General features: G+C 63.8%; 19 protein-coding genes and 1 pseudogene. 7 read left to right on the top strand and 13 right to left on the bottom strand.

Features of this window, described 5'->3' with window-relative positions; all coding sequences use genetic code 11:
* Window positions 1-33 precede the first annotated feature (33 nt).
* The 5 genes from DCO45_RS00615 to kdgT all read right to left on the bottom strand — a co-directional run bounded on the left by DCO45_RS00615 (window position 34) and on the right by kdgT (window position 4,477).
* Window positions 34-1,056 carry a P1 family peptidase gene (locus tag DCO45_RS00615; protein ID WP_243419200.1) on the bottom strand — a complete coding sequence of 341 codons (1,023 nt, stop codon included), beginning with the start codon at window positions 1,054-1,056 and terminating at the stop codon, window positions 34-36.
* Between the two features lie 114 nt (window positions 1,057-1,170).
* On the bottom strand, window positions 1,171-1,476 hold the full coding sequence (locus tag DCO45_RS00610) for a hypothetical protein (protein WP_116924037.1): 306 nt from the start codon (window positions 1,474-1,476) through the stop codon (window positions 1,171-1,173).
* 189 nt (window positions 1,477-1,665) lie between these two features.
* Window positions 1,666-2,511, bottom strand: a complete 846-nt coding sequence (locus tag DCO45_RS00605; protein ID WP_116924036.1) for an ureidoglycolate lyase — start codon at window positions 2,509-2,511, stop codon at window positions 1,666-1,668.
* A gap of 97 nt (window positions 2,512-2,608) precedes the next feature.
* Window positions 2,609-3,370 (bottom strand): SDR family oxidoreductase, encoded by a 762-nt coding sequence (locus DCO45_RS00600; RefSeq protein WP_021025908.1) that lies wholly within the window; start codon window positions 3,368-3,370, stop codon window positions 2,609-2,611.
* Between the two features lie 75 nt (window positions 3,371-3,445).
* Window positions 3,446-4,477 carry a 2-keto-3-deoxygluconate transporter gene (gene kdgT / locus DCO45_RS00595; RefSeq protein ID WP_116924035.1) on the bottom strand — a complete coding sequence of 344 codons (1,032 nt, stop codon included), beginning with the start codon at window positions 4,475-4,477 and terminating at the stop codon, window positions 3,446-3,448.
* Between the two features lie 256 nt (window positions 4,478-4,733).
* Here kdgT and kduD point away from each other — a divergent pair, with 256 nt between their 5' ends.
* Window positions 4,734-5,561: a 2-dehydro-3-deoxy-D-gluconate 5-dehydrogenase KduD gene (kduD, locus tag DCO45_RS00590; protein WP_116924034.1), complete on the top strand. Its 828-nt coding sequence runs from the start codon at window positions 4,734-4,736 to the stop codon at window positions 5,559-5,561.
* Between the two features lie 41 nt (window positions 5,562-5,602).
* Window positions 5,603-6,445: a DNA-binding transcriptional regulator KdgR gene (gene kdgR / locus DCO45_RS00585; RefSeq protein WP_116924033.1), complete on the top strand. Its 843-nt coding sequence runs from the start codon at window positions 5,603-5,605 to the stop codon at window positions 6,443-6,445.
* 54 nt (window positions 6,446-6,499) lie between these two features.
* Here kdgR and DCO45_RS00580 read toward each other — a convergent pair whose 3' ends face one another.
* Together DCO45_RS00580 and DCO45_RS00575 are read right to left on the bottom strand one after the other, a co-directional pair.
* Window positions 6,500-7,174, bottom strand: coding sequence for a phytanoyl-CoA dioxygenase family protein (locus DCO45_RS00580; RefSeq protein WP_116924032.1), 675 nt, complete (start codon window positions 7,172-7,174; stop codon window positions 6,500-6,502).
* A 10-nt stretch (window positions 7,175-7,184) separates the two neighbouring features.
* Complete coding sequence (locus DCO45_RS00575) at window positions 7,185-8,150, bottom strand: LysR family transcriptional regulator (protein ID WP_116924031.1); 966 nt, start codon at window positions 8,148-8,150, stop codon at window positions 7,185-7,187.
* A 180-nt stretch (window positions 8,151-8,330) separates the two neighbouring features.
* On the opposite strand from DCO45_RS00575, the gene DCO45_RS00570 reads away from it, so the two are divergent.
* A complete protein-coding gene (locus tag DCO45_RS00570; RefSeq protein ID WP_116924030.1) occupies window positions 8,331-9,548 on the top strand; it encodes an MFS transporter in 1,218 nt (405 codons plus the stop codon).
* 75 nt (window positions 9,549-9,623) lie between these two features.
* On the opposite strand, the pseudogene DCO45_RS00565 reads toward DCO45_RS00570, so the two are convergent.
* The 6 genes and pseudogenes from DCO45_RS00565 to arfB form a co-directional block, all read right to left on the bottom strand.
* A pseudogene (locus DCO45_RS00565) lies at window positions 9,624-10,787 on the bottom strand (TonB-dependent receptor); the annotation flags it as partial.
* Between the two features lie 57 nt (window positions 10,788-10,844).
* Window positions 10,845-11,759 (bottom strand): TonB-dependent receptor plug domain-containing protein, encoded by a 915-nt coding sequence (locus DCO45_RS00560; protein ID WP_116924028.1) that lies wholly within the window; start codon window positions 11,757-11,759, stop codon window positions 10,845-10,847.
* Between the two features lie 340 nt (window positions 11,760-12,099).
* A complete protein-coding gene (locus tag DCO45_RS00555; protein WP_133247958.1) occupies window positions 12,100-13,368 on the bottom strand; it encodes a DUF11 domain-containing protein in 1,269 nt (422 codons plus the stop codon).
* 441 nt (window positions 13,369-13,809) lie between these two features.
* On the bottom strand, window positions 13,810-15,228 hold the full coding sequence (locus tag DCO45_RS00550) for an ATP-binding protein (RefSeq protein ID WP_116924026.1): 1,419 nt from the start codon (window positions 15,226-15,228) through the stop codon (window positions 13,810-13,812).
* Window positions 15,225-15,974 (bottom strand): response regulator transcription factor, encoded by a 750-nt coding sequence (locus tag DCO45_RS00545; protein ID WP_116924025.1) that lies wholly within the window; start codon window positions 15,972-15,974, stop codon window positions 15,225-15,227. Before DCO45_RS00545 ends, DCO45_RS00550 begins: the two co-directional genes overlap by 4 nt.
* 73 nt (window positions 15,975-16,047) lie before the next feature.
* On the bottom strand, window positions 16,048-16,464 hold the full coding sequence (gene arfB, locus DCO45_RS00540) for an alternative ribosome rescue aminoacyl-tRNA hydrolase ArfB (RefSeq protein ID WP_116924024.1): 417 nt from the start codon (window positions 16,462-16,464) through the stop codon (window positions 16,048-16,050).
* Window positions 16,465-16,814: 350 nt separating this feature from the next.
* Here arfB and DCO45_RS00535 point away from each other — a divergent pair, with 350 nt between their 5' ends.
* The 4 genes from DCO45_RS00535 (at window position 16,815) to DCO45_RS00520 (ending at window position 21,330) form a co-directional block, all read left to right on the top strand.
* Window positions 16,815-19,049, top strand: a complete 2,235-nt coding sequence (locus DCO45_RS00535) for an NADP-dependent isocitrate dehydrogenase (protein ID WP_116924459.1) — start codon at window positions 16,815-16,817, stop codon at window positions 19,047-19,049.
* 510 nt (window positions 19,050-19,559) lie between these two features.
* Window positions 19,560-19,925 carry a hypothetical protein gene (locus tag DCO45_RS00530; RefSeq protein WP_116924023.1) on the top strand — a complete coding sequence of 122 codons (366 nt, stop codon included), beginning with the start codon at window positions 19,560-19,562 and terminating at the stop codon, window positions 19,923-19,925.
* Between the two features lie 128 nt (window positions 19,926-20,053).
* The gene (locus tag DCO45_RS00525) at window positions 20,054-20,383 is read left to right on the top strand and encodes a hypothetical protein (protein WP_198424322.1); all 330 of its coding nucleotides are present in this window, start codon (window positions 20,054-20,056) and stop codon (window positions 20,381-20,383) included.
* Window positions 20,380-21,330 carry a CorA family divalent cation transporter gene (locus tag DCO45_RS00520; protein WP_243419198.1) on the top strand — a complete coding sequence of 317 codons (951 nt, stop codon included), beginning with the start codon at window positions 20,380-20,382 and terminating at the stop codon, window positions 21,328-21,330. Before DCO45_RS00525 ends, DCO45_RS00520 begins: the two co-directional genes overlap by 4 nt.
* The last annotated feature ends 74 nt before the right edge of the window (window positions 21,331-21,404 follow it).

Below are 21,404 nucleotides of genomic sequence, written 5' to 3'. Positions count from 1 at the left end.
CGGGCTGCCTGCGCAGCGCAGTTGGAATGGCGCCTACTGTAAATCAGCGGCGCAGGGCAGGTGCAAGGCCTTGTGGTTTTCTGCGGCATCGATTTGTAAACGATTGGCATGCATCACCGCCTGCAAGGTGGCCTGGGCGACCGCTTCGGCGGCCATCGTGGCCAGCACCATCATCCCCAGGCTGCGCCCGGCGGCGCCAGTACCCAGGCAGAACAAGGTGTCGCCGTCGGACATGGTGTGCACCGGGTTGATGGCGCGCGCCAGGCCATCGTGGCCCACGGTGGCCAGGCGGCTGGCCTGCGCCTTGGTGATGACGGCATCGGTGGCGATCACGCCGATGGTGGTGTTGGTGCCCGCCAGCAGGGGCTGGGGCGGCTCGCCGCGCAGCAGCGCGCGGCGCGTGTCGATGAGGCCCAGACCATCGCGGGTGCGCGCGCCGGCCACCACCTGGGCGGTATCTGGGTGCAGCACATCGCCCAGTGCATTGCAGGCAATGATGGCGCCCACGGTGACGCCATCGACAGTGACGGAGGCCGTTCCGATGCCGCCTTTCATCGCCCGCTGGATACCAAAGATCTTGCCTACGGCTGCCCCGGCACCCGCGCCCACATTGCCTTGCGCGGGCATGGCGCTGCTGGCGGCCTGGCAGGCGGCATAGCCGGCCTGGGCATCAGGGCGGATGCGCATATCGCCCACCAGCACGTCAAACAGCACGGCCGCAGGCACCAGCGGAATGCGGCCCACGGAGATATCGAGGCCTACGCCTTGCTCTTCCAGCCAGCGCATGGCGCCGCTGGCCGCGTCCAGGCCCCAGGCGCTGCCGCCCGCCAGCATGATGGCGTGCACGCGCTCGACCAGGTTGGTGGGGTGGAGCAGGTCGGTTTCGCGCGTGCCGGGTGCGGCGCCGCGCACATCAACGCCGCCCACCGCGCCTGCCTTGGCCAGGATGGCCGTGCAGCCGGTGGGGCGTCGTGTGTCGGTGAAATGGCCCACTTCGATGCCTTGCACCAAGGTGATGGAGCCAGCCGGAGCCATGGGGAGGGGGATAGATGACATGGACCGATTGTGGGCCAACTGGGCTGGTTGCTGTGCAGGCAAAAGCAGCGGGCTGTCAAACAGGTGTCTGACAGCCCGAAGAGAGGGTGCGATGGAGGTGCGAGTGCCTGCCGGTCAGGGGCGGATGACGATCTGCGGGCTGATGACAATCGCATCGGGGGTGCGGGGCGCCACCAGCACCGGGGCGGCGTAGGAGGGCTGCGGGGCGTAGTAGGCGGCTGGGCGGTCATGGCAGCGGCGCTTTTCCTTGTATTCGCCATTGCGCTTCCACTTGCGCTCCACCTTGCAGTTGCCGTCCCAGAACTGCTCCTTGTGTTCCTTGCGGTGGTGGTGGCGGTGGCCGCCACCGTGGGCCCAGCTGGCATCGGCCAGGCAGGACAGTGCCAGCGCAGTGAGCAAAGGGGTCAACAAACGGTTCATGGCAGGGGGGTGGAGTTGTGGTGGATGCTGGCAGCTTAGCGGAAAATTCTGTATCAAAAGATGAGCAATGGTTGCTTTGTACATCAGCTCTAGTGGCTGTTTTGATGGTGTAAATCTATGGCGATGGCAGCTACGATTTTTCCATCTGTAAGCACCCGTTGCCGCGCTGGCGCCGGGTGCTGCGCGTCATCAGGCGTTGACGGTGGTTTGCTGCTGCTCTCCCAAGCCTTCAATACCCAGGCGCATCGTCTGGCCAGCTTTCAGGTAGACAGGGTTTGGCTTGATGCCCAGGCCCACGCCGGGAGGCGTGCCGGTCGAGATGATGTCGCCCGGCTGCAGGCTCATGCACTGGCTGACGTAGGCGACGATCTGCGCGACGCTGAAGATCATCGTCTTGGTGTTGCCGTTCTGAAAACGCTTGCCATCCACATCCAACCACATCGACAGGTTTTGCGGGTCCGGCACTTCATCGCGCGTCACCAGCCAGGGGCCGATGGGGCCAAAGGTGTCAAAGCCCTTGCCCTTGTCCCAGGTGCCGCCGCGCTCGATCTGCCATTCGCGCTCGGACACATCGTTGACCACGCAGTAGCCGGCCACATGCTCCAGTGCCTGCGCTTCGGTGATGTACTTGGCGGCCTTGCCGATGACCACGCCCAGCTCGACTTCCCAGTCGGTCTTGCTGGATCCACGGGGGATTTCGACAGCATCGTTGGGGCCGCAGATGGCACTGGTCCATTTGTTGAAGATCACGGGTTCGGTCGGGATGGCGGCTCCCGATTCAGCGGCATGGTCGGCGTAGTTGAGGCCGATGCAGATGAACTTGCCCACCCTTGCCACGCAAGGGCCGACGCGCGGCTGGCCAGGCACTGCTGGCAGCGTGGCCGGGTCGATCGCGCGCAGGCGGGCCAGCGCGGCATCGCCCAGGTGCTGGCCTTCGATATCGCTGAGCACCCCCGATAGGTCGCGCAAGGTGTTGCTGCTGTCGAGCAGGCCGGGCTTTTCCTGGCCCACCGGGCCGTAACGCAGTAGTTTCATGTCATCTCCAATGGATCAAATTGCATGCAGGCGCCAGTCTAGGTGCCTGCAGCTAGGGATGCTGTCGCGCAGCGGTAAAAGTGGGGGCTGGCGGGTTTTAGTTGGACCAGCCGCCATCAATCACATGGGCCTGGCCGGTGGTAAAGGCTGCCTCGTCCGAGGCCAGATAGGCCACCAGCGCAGCAATTTCCTCGGGCTTGCCGACGCGGCCCATGGGCTGGCGGGCCACAAAGGCGGCGCGCACCGCGTCAACCGACAGGCCATCGTGCGCTGCCTGGGTGGCGATGCGCTGGCCGAGCGATGGCGAATCGACGGTGCCCGGGCAGATGGCATTGCAGCGCACGCCCCGGGTGCAGTAATCGGCAGCGATGGACTTCGTCATGCCGATGACGGCTGCCTTCGACGCACTGTAGGCAAAGCGGTTGGGCACGCCCTTGATGCTGGAGGCGGCCGAGGACATATTGATGATGCTGCCCCGGCCGCGCTGCAGCATGCCCGGCAAAAAGGCGCGGATGCTGCGGTACATGGCTTTGACATTCAGGTCAAAGGCAAAGTCCCAGTCCTCTTCGCTGCATTCGAGCACGCTGCCGGCATGCACAAAGCCTGCGCAGTTAAAGAGGATGTCTATGGGGCCGAGCACTTCGGCCAGTGTCTGGATCTGGGCGCTGTCGCGCACATCGAGCTGGCGCGCATCGAGGCCCGAGCCTGCCAGCGGGCCGATATGCAAGTCGGTGGCAATTACGCGCGCACCTTCGGCTGCCAGGCGCTCGGCGCTGGCGCGGCCAATGCCTTGCGCCGCTGCGGTCACCAGGGCCACCTTGCCTGCCAGGCGGCCGGTGGAGACGGAAGAATGGGTCATGGAGTCAGTCCTGTGAAAGATGCCTGGGCGCGCTATGGACTAGCGCGCCAGGCGAGGGGGTAAAGCTGAGTACGCTTAGAAGTGCCCGTCCTGCGCCAGCTTGGGCGGGCTGCCAGCGGCGCTGGTTGGCGGGGTGGGTGCTGCCACCGATGCCTGCGGGCGGCGTCCATACTTGCGCGCCCACATGGCCGTGAGGATCGGCACCAGAATGGCGGTCAGCAGGCAGGCGGTGGCGGTGATGGCGGTGGCCGAATCGGCCATGGACTTGAGCTCGGGCACCATGGTGCCGATGATTTGCGGATTGGCAACAGCTGCACCAGCGGTGGACGAGGCGGCCAGCCCCGCAGTGCCATTGCCGCCGCCAATGTACTTATCCGCCAGGATCAGCGGGATGCCGGTGACGATGATGACGGCCACGCCGACAAACACACCGGTAAAGCCGCTCTTGGCGATGACACCCAGGTCAATCGAGCAGCCCAGCGCAAAGCCGAAGAACGGAATCAGCGGATGCACGCAGCGGCCAAAGAACTCGCGCAGGTTCGCATCCAGGTTGCCCAGCGCAAAGCCGATCAAAAACGGCAGCACCGCGCCGGCAAACAAGCGTGGCTCAAAAACCGCGACGCCGGTGGCGCCCAGAATCAGCATGCTGACCAGTGGGCCCGACTCGATGGAGGTCAGCACAAAGGCGCCGGCCTCCTCTTGCGTGCCGTATTGCTGCATCAGCGCGGCATACAGCCCCCCATTGGTCATGTCCATCGCGGTGACCAGCGCGAGCACCGAGAGGCCGGTGAACAGCCCCGTCTGGATGCCGCCGGCCGGTAAAAAGCGCGTGGCCACCATCGCCACCACCCAGGCGACCAGGATCTTGGTGAGCACCAAGGTGCCGGATTTTTTCAGCACCACGCCGGTGGCCTTGAGGTTGATCGTCGCCCCCATGCAAAAGAACCAGACCGCGAGGATCGGCACGGTGCCGGTCATCAGCCCGTTGGTGAACGAGCCAAAGTACTTGCCGGCATCTGCTGCAAAGGTGTGCACGCAGGCGCCCAGCAGCAGGGGAATCAGCATGAGCCCGCCGGGCACACGCTCAATGGTTTTCTGGATTTCCATGTCTCGCTCCTCACACTTTGGTGGTGAATTTGTTATCGCTTGTAGAGGTGTTGTCCGATGACTATCGTGGCAACCGGGACAGTGTTCCATAAATTAAAATTCAAAAAATAGCTGGTAAACCCTTTGTCTTTTGCCATTCATAAAAATTTACGGAACAGTATTCTGAAAAACAAAGAATGTGTTCCAATGGTTGCCATATCTCCCGGTCAGCCCGCGTTTTGGCGGGCCGCTTTTGTATCCATTGCATTCACCAGCCATGTCCGATTCATCCCTTGCCCCCGCGCCTGTCGCTGCCCCCGCCAGCCCCCGCCACCCTTTTGATCTGCAGGGGCGGGTAGCGCTGGTGACTGGCTGCAATACCGGCATCGGTGCGGGCATTGCGGTGGCGCTGGCGCAGGCGGGGGCCGATATCGTGGCGCTCAACCGCAGTGAGGCCCGCCAGACGGCAGCGCAGGTGCAGGCGCTGGGCCGGCGTTTTATCGCGGTGCAGGCCGATCTGTCTGACACGGCGGCCATAGACGATGCGCTGGCCCAGGTGCTGGCGGCCTGCGGGCAGGTCGATATCCTGGTGAACAATGCCGGCATCATTCGCCGTGCGGATGCGCTGGACTTTACGGAAGAGGACTGGGATGCGGTGATGAACACCAACCTCAAAAGCCTGTTCTTTCTGTCGCAGGCTGTGGCGCGCCATATGCTGGACTGTGCCGCACGGCAAGGCGCGCAGTGGCAGGGCGGCAAGATCATCCACATTGCATCGCTGCTGTCGTTCCAGGGCGGGGTGCGTGTGCCGTCATACACAGCAGCCAAGAGCGGTGTGCTGGGTTTGACCCGGCTGATGGCCAATGAATGGGCCGGCAAGGGCATCCATGTGAATGCGATCGCGCCCGGCTATATCGAGACCAACAACACCGAGGCGCTGCGCCAGGATGCAGGCCGCGCCGGTGAGATCCTGCAGCGCATCCCCGCCGGGCGCTGGGGGCAGCCGGCAGACCTGGGTGGCGCGGCGGTTTTTCTGGCCTCCAGCGCGGCCGACTATGTGCATGGCCATACCTTGGCCGTCGATGGCGGCTGGCTGGCCCGATAATCGAGGCCATCCACCACAGCCCAACACAGAAGGACGGACCGATGAGCGAGAGCCCCGCAGCCCTGGACAAGACCGACACCGTCGCCGCGGTGGAGAAAGCCTTTGCCATTCTGGAATGCCTGGGCAACCAGCGCGATGTCAGCGTGACCGCGCTGGCCCAGCAGCTGGCGCTGTCCAAGTCCTCCGTGCACCGGCTGCTGCAAACCTTGAAGGCGCTGGGCTATGTGGCGCAGGATGGCGAGTCCGAGCTGTACCGCGCCACCTTGCGGCTGTTTGAGCTGGGCGGCAAGGCGCTGGAGAACACCGACCTGGTGCGCGAGGCCGATGAGGAGATGCGCCGCCTGGGGGCGCTGACCCGCGAGACCATCCACCTGGGCGCGCTCGATGAGGACGCGATCATCTACATCCACAAGATCGAATCGGATTTTGGGCTGCGCATGCAGTCGCGCATTGGCCGGCGCAAGCCCTTGCACAGCACTGCCATTGGCAAGGTGCTGCTGGCCTTCATGCCGGCCGAGCAGGCGCGGGCGCTGCTGTCGTCGCAGCCGCTCAAGCTGTTCACGCCCCGCACCTTGAGCTCCGTCGATGCCGTGATGGACATCCTGCCCCGCGTGCGTGCGCAGGAGGTGGCCGAGGACGACGAGGAGGCCGAGCCCGGCCTGCGCTGCATTGCGGTGCCGGTGTTTGACCGCTTTGGCCATGTGATTGCTGCGCTGTCGGTGTCTTTCCCGGTCATGCGCTGCGGCGCAGATACGCCGCATTACTACCGCACACTGCTGAAAACGGCCAGTGCGGCGATCTCGCAAAAGATGGGCTGGCATGCGCCGGCTGTGGCTAAAGATGCAGAAGGCGAGCCGATCAGCACAGGCGACGCGCCGCTTTAACGCGGCTCGCGCTGCCTGGGTTCAGCCGGGCACCAAGCGGGTATCAAGCTGGCATCAGGCAGATGCCAGCACAAAATCGCCAGGCGCGTAGCGCGCGCTGGTATCCATGCGCACCTGGCGCAGCGCAGCCGTTTGCTGGTGCGCATCGTACAGCCCTTCGGCGGCATAGTTGATCAGCAGGCTGCGGCGGTGCGCGCCGCTGGGGTTGAGGCTGGCGGCATGCAGCAAGTCGACATCAAACACCAGAATATCGCCGGCCTGGCCGGCGATCTGAATCGCCTGCGATTCGTCATGCTCGCTGCGCGCAGCTTCTTCTGCGTTGGGGCGGTGGCTGGCCGGGATCAAGCGGGTGGCGCCATTGTCCGGCCCAAAGTCATCCAAAAAGGCCAGCGCGCCCACAGTGTCGCCCGGCCGTTGGTTGGACAAGTCACGGTGCAGGCGCTGGTAGCCGCCACCGCCAATCGGCTCACGCCCTTCAACCTGCGACAGAAAAAAGCGCTCGCCAATCAGCACGCCCGCTGCGGCCAGCAGCTGCGGCAGCTGGCACACGGCCAATATCTGGGCATGGTCATCGACCAGCGCATGGCGCCAGTCCCAGCCCCGGGGTACCGGCCAGTGGCTGGTGATGCCCGCATCAAACACCTCGCGCAAACCCGGCAACCAGGCGACCGGGATGGCCTGGCGCAGCAGCACATAGCCGTCGTGCTGGAGCTGTTCGCATGCGTCCATGGTCTGCCTTTCAAGCTGCGCGGTCGGGTGGGGAAGGGGCAGCAGGCAGTATAGCCAGTGGAGCCGGGGTGTGGCCTGGGGTGCCGGGCGCGCGCAGTGGCAGGGATGCGGCCATGCAGTCGATAAACACCCGCAGCTTCGGTGCCAGCTGTTTGCTCGATGACCAGAGCAGCCGAAAGCTGCCTTCATGGACCACCTGTGCGTCCAGCACAGTCACCAGCTGGCCGCGTGCGATGGCAGCGCGCACCATAAAGTCCGGCAGGCAGGTAATGCCCAGGCCCGCAATGGCCGCTTCCATCAGCGCCGATGTGGTGGTGCAGACCATGGACGTGGGCAAGCTCCAGGCGGCAGCGCCGGCGTCGGCGCGCGGCGGCCAGGGCTCCAACTTGCCGCTGCTGGGAAAGCGGTGCTGCAGGCAGGCATGGGTGGCCAGGTCGGCCGGCTGCTGGGGCGTGCCACGCGCTGCGAGATAGCTGGGGGCGGCCACCAGCTGCAGCGCAAAGCTGCCCAGCACCCGCGACACCAGCCGCGAATCGGCGGGCTCTCCAGTGCGCATCACCACATCAAAACCTTCCTCGATCACATCGACCAGCCGGTCGCTGAAATCCAGATCCAAGGTAATGGCCGGGTAGCGCTGCATAAAAGCCGTGAGCGCAGGCATGACCAGCGCATCGACCTGCGGCAGGCTCACCCGCAGGCGCCCGCGCGGGGACTGCCAGGTCTCGGACAGCTCCAGCTCTGCGGCCTCGACCTCGCACAGAATGCGGCGACAGCGCTCCAGGAACAGCGCGCCTTCGGCTGTCAACGTCATGCTGCGGGTGCTGCGGTGGAACAGGCGAACGCCCAGGCGCGTCTCCAGCCGGCAAATGCTTTTGCCCACGGCCGATGCAGAAACGCCCAGAGCGCGCCCGGCTGCCGAATAGCTGCGTGCATCGGCCGCTTGCACAAAGACGGCGATACCACTCAATGCGTCCATGGTGGATGTTGCTCCTGTCGCTGGTTGATTGCGGACAATTTGTCCGATATGTTTTGAATCTCGGCATTATTGTCTTGCACAGGCAATCCTTGCACCATGGCGGCTCATTGTTTTTCACCCGCCCCAGGCCTGCCAGCCCGCTGGCCAGCGCGGGCTTGTACAGGACTTTCCGGTTGTGCCATGGCAGATTCTTCTTCGCTTTCCTCTCATCCATCCCCCCATCTTGAACCCAGCTGCCCACCCCAGCGCGGCGGCCTGCCGCTCGCATCGCTGCTGGCACTGGCGCTGGCGGGCTTTGTCACCATCCTGACGGAGGCCTTGCCCGCCGGTTTGCTGCCGCAGATCAGTGCCGGGCTTGGGGTGTCGCAGGCGATGGCCGGGCAGCTGGTCAGCCTGTATGCGATCGGCTCCTTGGTGGCGGCGATACCGCTGACGGCGGCCACCCAGCGCATGCGCCGCAAGCCTTTGCTGCTGGCGGCCTTGGCAGGATTTGTGCTGGCCAACAGCATCACCACGGTGTCGGGCAGCTACGCGCTCACCTTGCTGGCCCGCTTTGTTGCCGGGGTGGCGGCAGGTCTGCTCTGGGCCTTGCTGGCCGGTTATGCCACGCGCATGGTGCCGCCACACCAAAGCGGGCGCGCCATTGCGATGGCGATGCTGGGCGCGCCGCTGGCGCTGTCGCTCGGACTGCCACTGGGCACCTGGATGGGGCAGCACCTGGGCTGGCGCCTGTGCTTTGGCAGCATGAGTGTGCTGGCGCTGCTGCTGATGGCCTGGGTGCAGCTGCGCCTGCCCGATTTTGCCGGCCAGCCCGCCGGCCAGTCCTTTGGGCTGGGCCAAGTGTTCCGCCTGCCTGGGGTGCGGCCGGTGCTGCTGGTGGTCTTGGCCTATGTGCTGGCGCACAACCTGCTCTACACCTATATCGCGCCTTTGCTGGCCCCTGCCAACCTGGGCGCACAGATCGACCGGGTGCTGCTGGTGTTTGGGCTGATGTCGGTGATGAGCATCTGGATCACCGGCCTGCTGATTGACCGCCATCTGCGTGCGCTGACGCTGGCGAGCACGGGGCTGTTTCTGCTCGGCGCCGTGTTGCTGGCGCTCGCGATGGAGCAGCCTGCGGCCGTTTATCTGGCCGTGGCCGTCTGGGGCCTGGGCTTTGGTGGGCTGCCGCCGCTGCTGCAAACGGCCTTGGCCAAGAGCGCAGGGCCGGCGGCCGATGTGGCGCAGTCGATGCTGGTGACGTCTTGGAACCTGGCGATTGCCGGGGGCGGCATGGCCGGTGGCGTATTGCTGGCCCAGTGGGGCGTGGCGGCCTTCTCGCCAGCGGTAGTCCTGCTGATGCTGCTGAGCCTGGCAGTGGTGCTGATGGCCAAGCGCCATGGCTTTGCAACGGCCTAGCCCTGACAGAGCTACGCATGGAAAAAGGCGCTGAGATGTGACCCTCAGCGCCTGGATTTTGGAACCTGAACCGGCTTAGAAGCTGGCCGTCAAGGTTGCAAAGAAACGGCGGCCGGGCAGGTAGAAATTGTTGCCCACATCGCGGTTGCCGCTGGCATGGCGGTCAAACAGGTTCTTCACGCCAGCGTTGATGCGCAGCGCCTGGTTGATGCGGTAGTTGGCAGCCAGGTCGTACAGCACATAGCTGTTCTGGATGCGCTGCTCGCCAAAGTTGGAGTTGTCGGCCAGGCGCTGGGCCAGGCCCATTTGCTTGCCCACCAGCTCGGCGCCCAGGCTCAGGCCCAGGGCAGTATTGACCTGCCAGTCCAGCACCGAGGAGCCGCTCCATTTGGAGACGGTGGTCAGCGCCACACCGGTGGTCTTGTTCTCGGCCTTGAGCATATGGGTCAGGCTGTTGTTCCAGGTGATGGTACGGCTGAGTGGCACGCGCAGATTGGCTTCGAGCCCGCGCGTGATGGCCGCGTCGATGTTCACATACTGGGCCCAGTAGTTGCTGCCGCCCGTCAAGTAGCCAATGCCTTGCGAATCGATCTTGTCCTTGAAATCGGTGTTGAAGAAGGTCAGGCCCGCTTGCCAGCCTTCATGCTCCCAGGCGGCGCCAAACTCCCAGTTCTGCGAGGTCTCGGGCTTGAGGTCGGAGTTGCCCCGGATGCTGCAACCGCCGCCGGTGTAGCCGGCAAAGCCGCAGCCCGCGCCTTGCGACTGGCTCACAAAGTTCTCGTTCGACTGGCGCAGGTTGGGCGCGCGGAAACCTTCGGAGTAGCCGCCACGCAAGGTCCAGGCAGCGCTGGGGTGGTAGACCAGGTAGGCGCGCGGGCTCACGTGAGAGCCATAGTCGTCATGGCGGTCACCGCGCAGGCCCAGTGTCAAGGTCAGGTTGTCGCGCAAAAAGATCTGGTCTTCGACAAACAGCGCCTGCGACTTGGCCTGCTTAAAGCTGAGGCCGACCACGCCCGCCTCATTGGCAACTGAGCCCACCGAGTTCGGGTTGTCCAGCTCCTGGCGCTGCCACTGCCCGCCCACGGTCAGCATCTGGTCAAAGCCCCATTTGAAGGGCATGGTCACCGAGCCGTCGAGGATCAGGTCTTCCGAGACCGAATGCGTGCTGTAGGTCTGGGTGGGAGTGCCGCCGGGCACGGGCACCAACTGGCCGTTTTCAATGCGCGGGGCGGTCGTCTCGTTGCTGTACTTGCTGTGGCTGAGCGAGAGCTTGGAGCTGCCAAAGCTGTACTTGCCCTAGTGGGTCAGGCTGGTGCTTTCGCGCTCCATGTTCGATGGACCACGGGTTGTGGCAGCCGCTGCAAAGCCGCCGGGGTTGCTGGTGGAGGGCGAGGGGCCGCCCAGGGTCTTCCACTCGGCGCGCTGCACATCCAGGCTCAGCTTGTGCTGGTCGTTGATGTCCCAATGCAGGCGTGCACCTAGGGACTGGCGCTTGGCGCCTTCACGCCCGCCGCCCCAGCGGAAGGCCGTGGTGCCGTCTTCCAGGCCACTGTCTGCCTGGCGGTAGGTTTGCTGGTCATTGAGCTGCAGCTTGAAGCCATGGCCCAGCGGGCCGCTGATGTTGAATCCACCGCTGTAGTCATTGCCACGGATGGATTCGGGATTGATCTCGGCACCGGCCGAGACCTGGCCGCCCCATGTGTCGCCGCCTTTTTTGGTGATGATGTTGATCACGCCACCCATTGCGTCCGAGCCGTAGAGCGAGGACATGGGGCCGCGCACCACTTCGATGCGCTCGATCGCCTCGGGCGCAATCCAGTTGAGCTCATTGCGGGTGTAGCGGTCAAAGGTCTCGCTGGAGCTGCCCACGCGCACGCCATCCACCAGGATCAGGGTGTACTGCTGGGGCAGGCCACGGATCTGGATGCTGGTGCCGCCATCGGGCGTGGTGGCTTGCGTCAGGCCCGGCACGCGGCGCAGCACCTCGTTCAAATCCGTGGCTGGCACGCGCGCTATGTCTTCTGCGGTCAGCACCGTGAGGCTGGCCGGCGCATCCTTGACGGCCGTGGCCGTCGCAGCCGCCGTCACGGTGATCGTGTTCAGCGTGGTGCCGGGCTCCGTGTTGCTTTGCGCCAATGCGGCCGATGACAGGCACAGGCCTGCGGCCAGCGCAATGGGAAGAAGGGGGAATGAAGCAGCGGGATGGGACATGACAACAAACAGATGCGGTAAGACGGCCTGCAGGCGGCGCAGCCGCGGGCATTGCCGGGCGGGCCAAGGGTATGCAGAGCGGAGCCGGCTGGCGTGGACGCGGCGCAGAGCCGATCACGCTGGCTGGGTGAGCAAATGAATTCGCAATCAGAATCATTTGCGATGCATGTGGCTGGCGTTTGCCTGTTTGTGTCAGTTTGTGTCAGTTTGTGACTTTACGTGCTGTTAGATTGAGGACAGGCAGCGTGTGCTTCATCTGCGGGGCTGCTGCTCGCGAAAGAAACGGAAACGCCCCCACAGCGTTGGCTGAAGGGGCGTGACGGGCAAGAAGGTGCCGACGTTACACAGAACCCTGAGACCGCACTTTGCGCGCTCCCAAGGCCGCCAGCAATCCGCCCAAGGCCAACAAAGCCCACGGAGCATCTGCGGGCACAGGGGTAGGCGCTGCCGGCTCGGGCGTGACAGGCTTGACGACGGTGATGCTGGCCGATGCCGCGCATTGAGCGGCAGCCGCGCCCCCAGACGCTGCAGAGCACTGTGTGGTTGCGGCGTCTGGCGTCGCTTGGACCGTGTTCGTCAGCGAGCCTGGCGTTGCATTGGCGTTAACGCTGGCTTGGAGGGTGAACGTCAGCTGTCCGCCAGCCCCTCCTGCTGTCGCGGCGGGTGGCAAAGCCAGATTGCTGAGGTTGAGAGGACCGGTGCCGCTGCTGGGGACAGGGCAGCTCGCCCCATTGGCTGCCGTGCAGGCCCATGCGTTCAGGGTGATATCAGCGGGTGGGGTGTCTGTCAGTTGCGCAACAGTGGCATCTTGCGAGCCTTGGTTGGTCAGCACAATGTCGTAGCTGAATGTGCCGCCTACGTTGACTTGGCTCGCACTGGCGGTTTTGGTGATGTCGACCGTCGTGGGATTGCACACAGCCGTGGGCTCAGCCTGCACCAGCAAACCGGTCACCCAGCCATAGTCCAGAACCTGAAAAACGATTTCGTTCAAGCCGGGTTTCCAGTCCTGCGTCAAGGTGCGCGAGACGGGTGGCGTGGAAAATGTCGAGCCCGGGCTGATGACCGGTGCGTAAGTGCTTTGGGCGACGCCGTTGACATAGATCTCTGTCGCGACATCATCCACCAGGTAGGACAACTGCACCGACAGATCCGCCGGATTGACCGCAGGGTCCAGGTTGAACTGGTACCGGTAATAGCCCCAGCGTTGGGAGGCCGCACCACTAAAGCCCATTGGCGAAACCCAATTGGCATTGGCGTAGGGCGACGTGCTCCAGGGCGATGTCCAATAGACCGTGAGGGGCCCCCAGCTGGCTTCAGGTATTGCGCTCAACGCGATCGAAGGGTTGGTGACCGGCCTGCCTGCAAACGCGAATTTCCACGATGGCTCTGCGGCGCCTTGGGCCAAAGCGCCACCGGTTGACGCGTCATGTCCAGTGCTAAAAGCGTCCGATGACGAACTGCATGACACCGTGGGCAGTGCCGCTTGTGCCTGCACGTTGAATGACGACAACAGCCCAGCAAACGCAATGAACAGTCCGGTTGCCGAGGGGAGCACAGCTGCATGGATACCCTTACCCCCGGGCATGTTTGAAGAAACGTGGAACTTCACAATATGACTTTCTGTTGGAATATCTACGCGATGCGCAACCGCATGACTAAGCGGCGCGCTTGGCGGTCGAGATTCTAGGCTTCTAGGTGCCCAGAGATCGTGTATTGAACTTTGTTGTCACTCGTCTGCTTATTGTAATGATGGTGACAAAATGTGTCCATTGTCTGTTTGGTTCCTTGATGGCTGTTGTGCTCTTAAATGAACAGCATTAAGGCCAAATACGTGGGGCGCATTCGGTGGACATAGAAGAGAAGACAGCAGACTGCCTGGGATAGTGTGTGCTCTACGTCAGACAGTTTTGCGAAAGGCCTTTAGCGACGCCGTGTTGAAATTCGATAGTTCTGTACGCGCTGTGTCGCCCTGTTGTCGCCCTGTTGTCGCCTGAGTGTCAAGCGATGTGCTGATCTCTTCGGCGCCTGGAGTGCTGGCTTTGACAGGGCCTCAAGCCGGCAACTCAATCACCGCCCTTAACCCACCCTCGCTGCGGTTATGCAGCTTCAACTCGCCCCCATGCGCCCGCACGCATGAGCGCGCAATCGCCAGCCCCAACCCAAAGCCACCCGTCTCCCCGTTGCGGGCGACCTCCAGCCGGCTAAAGGGCCGAAAGGCCCGCTCCATGTCCTGCGGCGCAATGCCGGGGCCTTCGTCTTCGATTTCCATGCGCAAGCTGCGCGCCGTGCCAGGGTCAGCAGCATCCGGCACGGTCATCTGGACTTGCACACGGCCATAGCGCGCGGCATTGTCGATCAGGTTGGCGAGGGCGCGCTTGAGGTGGGCCGGGCGGCAGCGGTAGCTGATGCTGGGGGGCGGCGTCCAGTCCACCTGGCGGCCCAGGCTACGCTGCTGCTCGACGACTTCGCCGACGAGCGCATCCAGGTCTACCGGCTGGGTGGTTTCGCGCATCGCGTCGTCCTGGGCAAAGTGCAGGATTTCTTCGACCATGCTGTGCATCTCGTTGATGGTGCTCACCATCGCCTGGCGCAGCTCGTCATCGTCCACCAGCTCGGCGCGGATGCGCAGCGAGGTGAGGGGGGTGCGCAGGTCGTGGCCAATGGCGGCGACCATGCGGGTGCGGTCGTTGACGACGCCGAGCAAGCGGTCCTGCATCTCGTTGAAGGCTTCGATGATTTCGCGCACGCCTTCGGGCCCGGACAGCGGCAGGTGCGCGGAGCGCTCGCCCCGGCTGATGCGCTGGGCCGCCTCGGTGAGCATGCGCAGCGGCTGCATGATGCGCCGGCCAAACAGCACCGCAATGACGATGATGGGCAGCATGCCCACGGGGATGGAAAAACTCAGCACCCGGCTCCAGTGGCTGAGCAGCATGGTGGGCAGGTGCCAGCTGCTGAGCCACTGGCCATCGGGCAGGCGCACATCGACATGCAGCATCCAGCTGCCATCTTCTTCGAACGCCGGGCTCAGCAGCGCGAGGATGTCCTGGTCCACATCGCCGGCCTGGCTGGCGGCCAACGGCGAGCGCATGCGCAGATGGATGCGCACCGGCGGGTCTGCAGCGTTGGCGCCCGCATCCAGGCCCAGGCGCTCTTGCAGCCTGGCGGTGAGCTTGGCTTCCTGCTCGCTAACGGGTTGGCCGTCGTCAAAGGGGCGCGCTCGGATGCGGAACTGCGAATCGGGCAGGCTGATGCTTTGCACCAGGCGCTGGGCCGATTCAGGGCTGCTCTCCAGCGCGCGGTAGGCGGCGGTGACCCGGGTCTCGATGGTGTGGGCCGACAGCGGGTGGACCACGTCACTGTCCTGGCGCAGCCAGGTCAGCAGCAAGACGGCGACCAGGTGGGCGACGACCAGGGCCAGCAGCAACAGCGCGAGCAACTGGCCGGCCAAGGTGCGCGGCAGCAGCTTCATGGCGCCAGGCGGATGTTTCTGGCCGCCAGCAGGTAGCCGTCGCCGCGCACGGTCTTGAGCATGCGGGGCTGGCGCGGGTCCGATTCGAGCTTCTTGCGCAGGCGGCTGATCTGGGTGTCGATGCTGCGGTCAAAAAATGCGGCGCCTTCGCGCTGGGTGAGGTCCATCAATTGCTGGCGGCTGAGCACGCGGTTGGAGTTCTCCAGCAGCGCGCGCAGCAGATGGAACTCTGCGGTGGTCAGCGGCACGGGGCTGAGGCCGGGGTCCTGCAGCTCGCGCGTGGCGAGGTCAAAGGACCAGCCTTCAAAGGTGTAGCGCTTTTCTGTCAAGGCTTCTGGCGCAGCAGCCGTTTGCGCCGCATCGTCTGCCCGTCTGCGGGCACCGCGCCGCAGCACGCTGCGCACCCGGGCCACCAGCTCACGCGGGTCAAAGGGCTTGAGCACATAGTCATCAGCACCAATCTCCAGGCCCGCCACCCGGTCGGCCTGGTCGGTCATTGCGGTCAGCAAGATGACGGGGGTGCCGATGTGCTCGGCCACAAAGCCGCACAGCGACAGGCCGTCCTCGCCGGGCAGCATCACGTCCAGGATGATGAGGTCGTAGCGGTGCTCCTTGAGCAGCTGCCGCATGGCGAGGCCATCACCGGCGGTGTCGACATCGAAGTCATAGCGGCGCATGAAAGTGGCAAGAGGGTCGCGGATGCTTTGGTGGTCATCGACGATCAGGATGCTGCGTCGCACATTCATGAAAATACAGGCGTTGGCCAATGAGATTACTTCTTATTATCACCGGCCCTTCGCCAGTGGGCGCGGTGCATGGTCAATCCCGCACCCGGCCGCGCTGGGCTTTGACATTGGCACGCAGGCTTTTGCTTTGCAGGCGGCGCTGCTGCGAGCCCCAGGTGGGTTTGGTGGCGCGGCGCTTGCGCGGCTCCACCGCCACGCTGGCGACCAGCGCGTTGAGGCGCTCAAGCGCATCCCAGAGGTTTTGCTCCTGGGTGCGGTAGCTCTGCGCCTTGATGACGACCACCCCATCCTGGGTGATGCGCGAATCGGCCAGCGCGAGCAAACGGGTCTGCACGGGCTCGGGCAGGCGCGAGGCGCGCACATCAAAGCGCAGGTGGATGGCGCAGCTGACCTTGTTGACGTTCTGCCCACCGGGCCCCTGGGCGCGGATGGCCGTCCACTGCACATCGGCTTCGTGCAAGGTGAGGGCGGAGGACAGGGGCGTGGTCATGGCGGGGACAGCGGGAAAAAGGATCAAAAGCGCAAAGCAAAGAGCGGGCTGGGGTTTCACAGCGCTGTCGTGCGGCGCTGGCATAACGGGCATTGACACCGTATTTTGCGGCAGCTGCGTGCTATGGCTCAACAATTCGCTGCGCCAACTCTTGTATAAGACTTAAAAAGCAGCGACAATCCTTGGTGTTGAATTCCGTATTGTGATATTGCATTGCAACATTTGACGGACAGGCTTCCCAACGACTGGCGAGCGGTCCATCATGACGGAGTTTACGCGGGCGCGCCCTGGGCCGTGGAGACAGGCCAGGGCGCGACGCACATCAGAACTTTTGCCACTTGAAAGACCAGATGACTACCCAGCAACCCACCATCATCTACACCCTGACCGACGAAGCGCCTCGTCTGGCGACCGCAGCGTTCTTGCCAGTTGTTCGCAGCTTTGCGAGCGCCGCTGGCATCAATGTGGCCGAGAGTGATATTTCGCTGGCAGCCCGCATTCTGGGTGAATTCCCTGAGTTTCTGACCGAAGCACAGCGCGTGCCCAACAACCTGGCCGACCTGGGCAAGCTGACCTTGACGCCAGATGCCAACATCATCAAGCTGCCCAATATTTCCGCATCGGTGGGCCAGCTGCAAGAAGCGATCAAGGAACTGCAAGACCACGGCTACAAGCTGCCTGACTACCCAGACAGCCCTGCCAACGACGCAGAAAAAGACATCAAGGCGCGCTATAGCAAGTGCATCGGCTCGGCAGTGAATCCCGTGCTGCGCGAAGGCAACTCCGACCGCCGCGCACCGCTGGCCGTGAAGAACTACGCCAAGAAGCACCCCCACTCGATGGGCGAGTGGAAGCAGTGGTCGCAAACCCATGTCTCGCACATGGAAGAGGGCGACTTCTACCACGGCGAAAAGTCCATGACCCTGGACAAGGCCCGCGAAGTCAAGATGGTGCTGGAGACCAAGTCCGGCAAGACCGTGGTGCTCAAGGACAAGGTCAAGCTGCAGGACGCCGAAGTGGTCGACTCGATGTTCATGAGCAAGAAGGCCCTGCTGGCTTTCTACGAAAAGGAAATCGAAGACTGCAAGCAGTCGGGCATTTTGTTCTCGCTGCACGTCAAGGCCACGATGATGAAGGTGTCCCACCCCATCGTGTTTGGCCACTGCGTGCGCATTTTCTACAAGGAAGCGTTCGAGAAGCACGGCAAGCTGTTCGATCAGCTGGGCGTGAACGTCAACAACGGCATGGCCAATCTGTACGAAAAGATTGAAACCCTGCCTGCCTCGCAACGCGAAGAAATCATCCGCGACCTGCACAAGTGCCAGGAAGGCCGCCCAGCGCTGGCGATGGTGGACTCTGCCAAGGGCATCACCAACTTCCATTCGCCCAACGACGTGATCGTGGACGCATCGATGCCTGCGATGATCCGCGCCGGCGGCAAGATGTGGGGCGCCGATGGCAAGCCTTACGACTGCAAGGCCGTGATGCCTGAGTCGACCTTTGCCCGCATCTACCAGGAAGTGATCAACTTCTGCAAGTGGCACGGCAACTTCGACCCCAAGACCATGGGCACCGTGCCCAACGTGGGCCTGATGGCGCAAAAGGCCGAGGAATACGGCTCGCACGACAAGACCTTCGAGATCAGCGAAGACGGCGTGGCCAACATCGTGGACATCGCCACCGGCGAAGTGCTGATGAGCCAGAACGTGGAGCAGGGCGACATCTGGCGCATGTGCCAGGTCAAGGATGCCCCAATCCGCGACTGGGTCAAGCTGGCTGTCACCCGCGCCCGCAACTCCGGCATGCCTGCCGTGTTCTGGCTGGATCCGTACCGCCCACACGAAGCCGAGCTGATCAAGAAGGTGCAAACCTACCTGAAGGACCACGACACGAACGGCCTGGACATCCACATCCTGTCGCAAGTGCGCGCGATGCGCTTCACGCTGGAGCGCGCAGCCCGTGGCCTGGACACCATCTCGGTGACCGGCAACATCCTGCGTGACTACCTGACCGACCTGTTCCCGATTCTGGAGCTGGGCACCTCGGCCAAGATGCTGTCGGTGGTGCCGCTGATGCAAGGCGGCGGTCTGTACGAAACCGGCGCTGGCGGCTCGGCCCCCAAGCATGTCGAGCAGCTGGTGGAAGAAAACCACCTGCGCTGGGATTCGCTGGGAGAGTTCCTGGCGCTGGCCGTGTCCTTCGAAGAGCTGGGCATCAAGAACAACAACGAGCGCGCCAAGCTGCTGGCCCAGACCCTGGACCAGGCCACCGGCAAGCTGCTCGACGAGAACAAGTCGCCATCGCGCCGCACCGGTGAGCTGGACAACCGTGGCTCGCAGTTCTACATCGCGCTGTACTGGGCCCAGGCCCTGGCCGCGCAAACGACCGATGCCGAACTGGCAGCCAAGTTTGCGCCCCTGGCCAAGAGCCTGGCCGAGAATGAAGCCAAGATCGTGGCCGAACTCAAGGACGTGCAAGGCAAGCCTGCTGACATCGGCGGCTACTACCAGCCTGACGCCGCCAAGCTGGACGCCGTGATGCGCCCCAGCAGCACCTTCAACGCAGCGGTGGCTGCACTGGGCTGATAAGGCCCATGCCCGGGCTGGCTGATGCCGCCCAGGCTGTTTTTGCGCAACCGGCAGACCCGTGAGGGCTGCCGGTTTTTTTTATTTGCTGTCGGGTTGGAGGCCGGCATGTGTTGGCGCCATATACCTTCGTATATCGCCCCCATCCCAATGGCGGCGGCATCTACCCCAAAGACCAGTGGCGATTGGCGCGCCAGCCTGCGAGAATTCTTTTTGTCGTCGCGAAAGACCTGCACTGTCGCACAGCGATGACGCTCCGCCCCGGTCCATGTAAGCGCCCGACGATTGCCGCCGATGCGCACCTCAGTTGTTGAAGCACGACATGGGCATCCGCAGAACTTTTGACCTGGAGAAAAGCCATGGACCCCGATCCTGAGCCTGACATGCGCTGCTGCAAGCGCCGCCTCCCTTTGCAGTGCACACCACCCCCTATCGGGCCATCGCCCTAAGTCCATCTCGCGCCTGAATGCATGAGAGGCCTTGGCGAGGCGCTGCCCCAAGGACCTTCTCATGCTGTTTTTTCACTCCCCATCCACCGCGCTTTTGCAGCGCGTCATCCGGGCCGCTGTGGCGTCTGACGCCTCTTCGGTGCTGCCCGCCTTTCTGGCATCCCAGGGCGACAAGCCATTCGCCCAGGCGCTGTCGGGCCTCTCCGGCCCGGTGGCAGCCGATGCACTGGCAATGCTGCCCACCGCTGACCGGGCACGGGTGGTCGCCCTCTTGAGCCGGGTTGCCCGTCAGCGCCTGCAGGGCCTTGACCGCCCAGCCAGGTTGACGGCTTCCCGGCCCTCGGGCCGCTCCCGCGCGCTGTGCTGGCTAGGGGGCCCACGGGCCGATTTGCCCGCAGACCGGTCCGCCGCGAGCGCCCGCCGTTAGCACCTGCGCTGCGCGTTGCCACACGCGGCGCCTGCAGGCCTTTTCTTGCCAACCCGCTATCCCGCCAGCCCCTGGCACGCGCTTTTGCGCGCCAGGGCCGGGCAGGGCTGCGCCAACCAGGATGCACCATGCCATCTTCCCAATACCCGTCGCCCGGTGGATTACCACTGCCGGTCAACACCGAGCGGGCCCTCCATGGCCTCGTCTGGAGCCGGCCTGCACGCCGCCCCTTTGCAGTGCCGCCGCAGCGGCCCCGGCACTGGTCACGCTATGAGCGCCTGTCCTTGTCGATGCTGGGTCTTACCTGGGGCATCTTGTTGCTTGCCGTGGCAGCTTTGCATTTTGGCAACTACCACCGGGATACCAAGACCTCGTCCACCTCGGGCTCGCACGCGGGCTTTTACGAAAGCGCGCGTTCTCTCACATCCGATGCATCCGTGCAGGAGCCGTCGCCATGAGTATGCAGCGTAGCTCCCACCTGTTCCAACCCGCTGCCGATGCCAACGGGGACGCTGTGCCCCAGTGGCTGCGGATCCGTGCCGATGAGCCTGGCAAGCTGGCAGACATCAAGCAAAGCCTGGGGCTGGACATAGCCTACGGCCTGCAACGCAACCTGAGCCAGGATGGCGAGTTCAGCTACTTTGCGATCACGTTTTTAGGCGTGGAGCAAGGCTGCAAGAGAGCCAGTCGCGTCATTTTTGTGCTTGGCCGGGACATGCTCCTTTCTCTGGAGCCCAGCGACGCACCCCAGGCGCTGGAGATGGCGCAAGCCAGGATGCAACGCCAAGGCCATGGAGCGCGGGCATTCGAGAGTTTTGTGCTGGTCCTGCAGGCCATCAATGATGCGACCGATGCGTTGCTGGACTCGCTCAACAGCGATCTGGGGCGCGTGCTGGTGCAGACCAACGCGGTGCTGGGCAGCCTGGAGGCGCGGGACCGCGATTTTGGCGTAAGCGATGTGGTGGCAGCGCAGCTGGACCTGGGCGAGGTCGAAGAGCTGCTGTCCGATTGCCTGGAGAGCCAGCTGCAGCTGGCGCTGGCGGCCCGCCATGCGCTGGCGCGGATGCCCCTAGCTGATGCGCCACTCCAGCCGCTGCTTAGCACCTTGATCGAAGACATCGAGGCCGTGGAGGAGCATGTGAGCTTTGTGCATGACCGGGTGCGCCTGCTCCAGACCACCAACAACATGGCGCTGAACGTCAAACAAAACCAGATCGTCAAGGTGTTCTCCGTCGTGACGGCCGTGTTCCTGCCCGCGATGCTGATCTCTACCTACTACAGCATGAACGTTGCCCGCATGCCGATCCTTGAGTGGCAATACGGCGAGCCCTTCACCATCGCCCTGACGGCTGGGTTGGCGCTGCTGCCGCTGCTCTATGTCAAACACCGCGGCTGGCTGCGTTGAGCGCAGCGATGCCATTGCAAAGACCACATTTCTGCTTGCCACAAGAAGCAGTGCGAAGTCTGGTGACCCCCTAC

Origin of the sequence: Comamonas sp. JNW (assembly GCF_003105075.1) — a bacterium.
Lineage (GTDB): Bacteria > Pseudomonadota > Gammaproteobacteria > Burkholderiales > Burkholderiaceae_C > Comamonas > Comamonas squillarum.
This window is presented reverse-complemented; position numbering and strand designations above follow the sequence as displayed.

Excerpts from the sequence above, each read along its gene's own strand:
- DCO45_RS00535 (WP_116924459.1), top strand. The coding sequence starts at position 16,815 with ATGACTACCCAGCAACCCACCATCATCTACACCCTGACCGACGAAGCG.
- DCO45_RS00570 (WP_116924030.1), top strand. The coding sequence starts at position 8,331 with ATGGCAGATTCTTCTTCGCTTTCCTCTCATCCATCCCCCCATCTTGAA.
- DCO45_RS00610 (WP_116924037.1), bottom strand. The coding sequence starts at position 1,476 with ATGAACCGTTTGTTGACCCCTTTGCTCACTGCGCTGGCACTGTCCTGC.
- DCO45_RS00600 (WP_021025908.1), bottom strand. The coding sequence starts at position 3,370 with ATGACCCATTCTTCCGTCTCCACCGGCCGCCTGGCAGGCAAGGTGGCC.
- arfB (WP_116924024.1), bottom strand. The coding sequence starts at position 16,464 with ATGACCACGCCCCTGTCCTCCGCCCTCACCTTGCACGAAGCCGATGTG.
- DCO45_RS00575 (WP_116924031.1), bottom strand. The coding sequence starts at position 8,150 with ATGGACGCATTGAGTGGTATCGCCGTCTTTGTGCAAGCGGCCGATGCA.
- DCO45_RS00550 (WP_116924026.1), bottom strand. The coding sequence starts at position 15,228 with ATGAAGCTGCTGCCGCGCACCTTGGCCGGCCAGTTGCTCGCGCTGTTG.
- DCO45_RS00560 (WP_116924028.1), bottom strand. The coding sequence starts at position 11,759 with ATGTCCCATCCCGCTGCTTCATTCCCCCTTCTTCCCATTGCGCTGGCC.
- DCO45_RS00605 (WP_116924036.1), bottom strand. The coding sequence starts at position 2,511 with ATGAAACTACTGCGTTACGGCCCGGTGGGCCAGGAAAAGCCCGGCCTG.
- DCO45_RS00545 (WP_116924025.1), bottom strand. The coding sequence starts at position 15,974 with ATGAATGTGCGACGCAGCATCCTGATCGTCGATGACCACCAAAGCATC.
- kduD (WP_116924034.1), top strand. The coding sequence starts at position 4,734 with ATGTCCGATTCATCCCTTGCCCCCGCGCCTGTCGCTGCCCCCGCCAGC.
- kdgT (WP_116924035.1), bottom strand. The coding sequence starts at position 4,477 with ATGGAAATCCAGAAAACCATTGAGCGTGTGCCCGGCGGGCTCATGCTG.
- DCO45_RS00530 (WP_116924023.1), top strand. The coding sequence starts at position 19,560 with ATGCTGTTTTTTCACTCCCCATCCACCGCGCTTTTGCAGCGCGTCATC.
- DCO45_RS00525 (WP_198424322.1), top strand. The coding sequence starts at position 20,054 with ATGCCATCTTCCCAATACCCGTCGCCCGGTGGATTACCACTGCCGGTC.
- DCO45_RS00520 (WP_243419198.1), top strand. The coding sequence starts at position 20,380 with ATGAGTATGCAGCGTAGCTCCCACCTGTTCCAACCCGCTGCCGATGCC.
- kdgR (WP_116924033.1), top strand. The coding sequence starts at position 5,603 with ATGAGCGAGAGCCCCGCAGCCCTGGACAAGACCGACACCGTCGCCGCG.
- DCO45_RS00615 (WP_243419200.1), bottom strand. The coding sequence starts at position 1,056 with ATGTCATCTATCCCCCTCCCCATGGCTCCGGCTGGCTCCATCACCTTG.
- DCO45_RS00580 (WP_116924032.1), bottom strand. The coding sequence starts at position 7,174 with ATGGACGCATGCGAACAGCTCCAGCACGACGGCTATGTGCTGCTGCGC.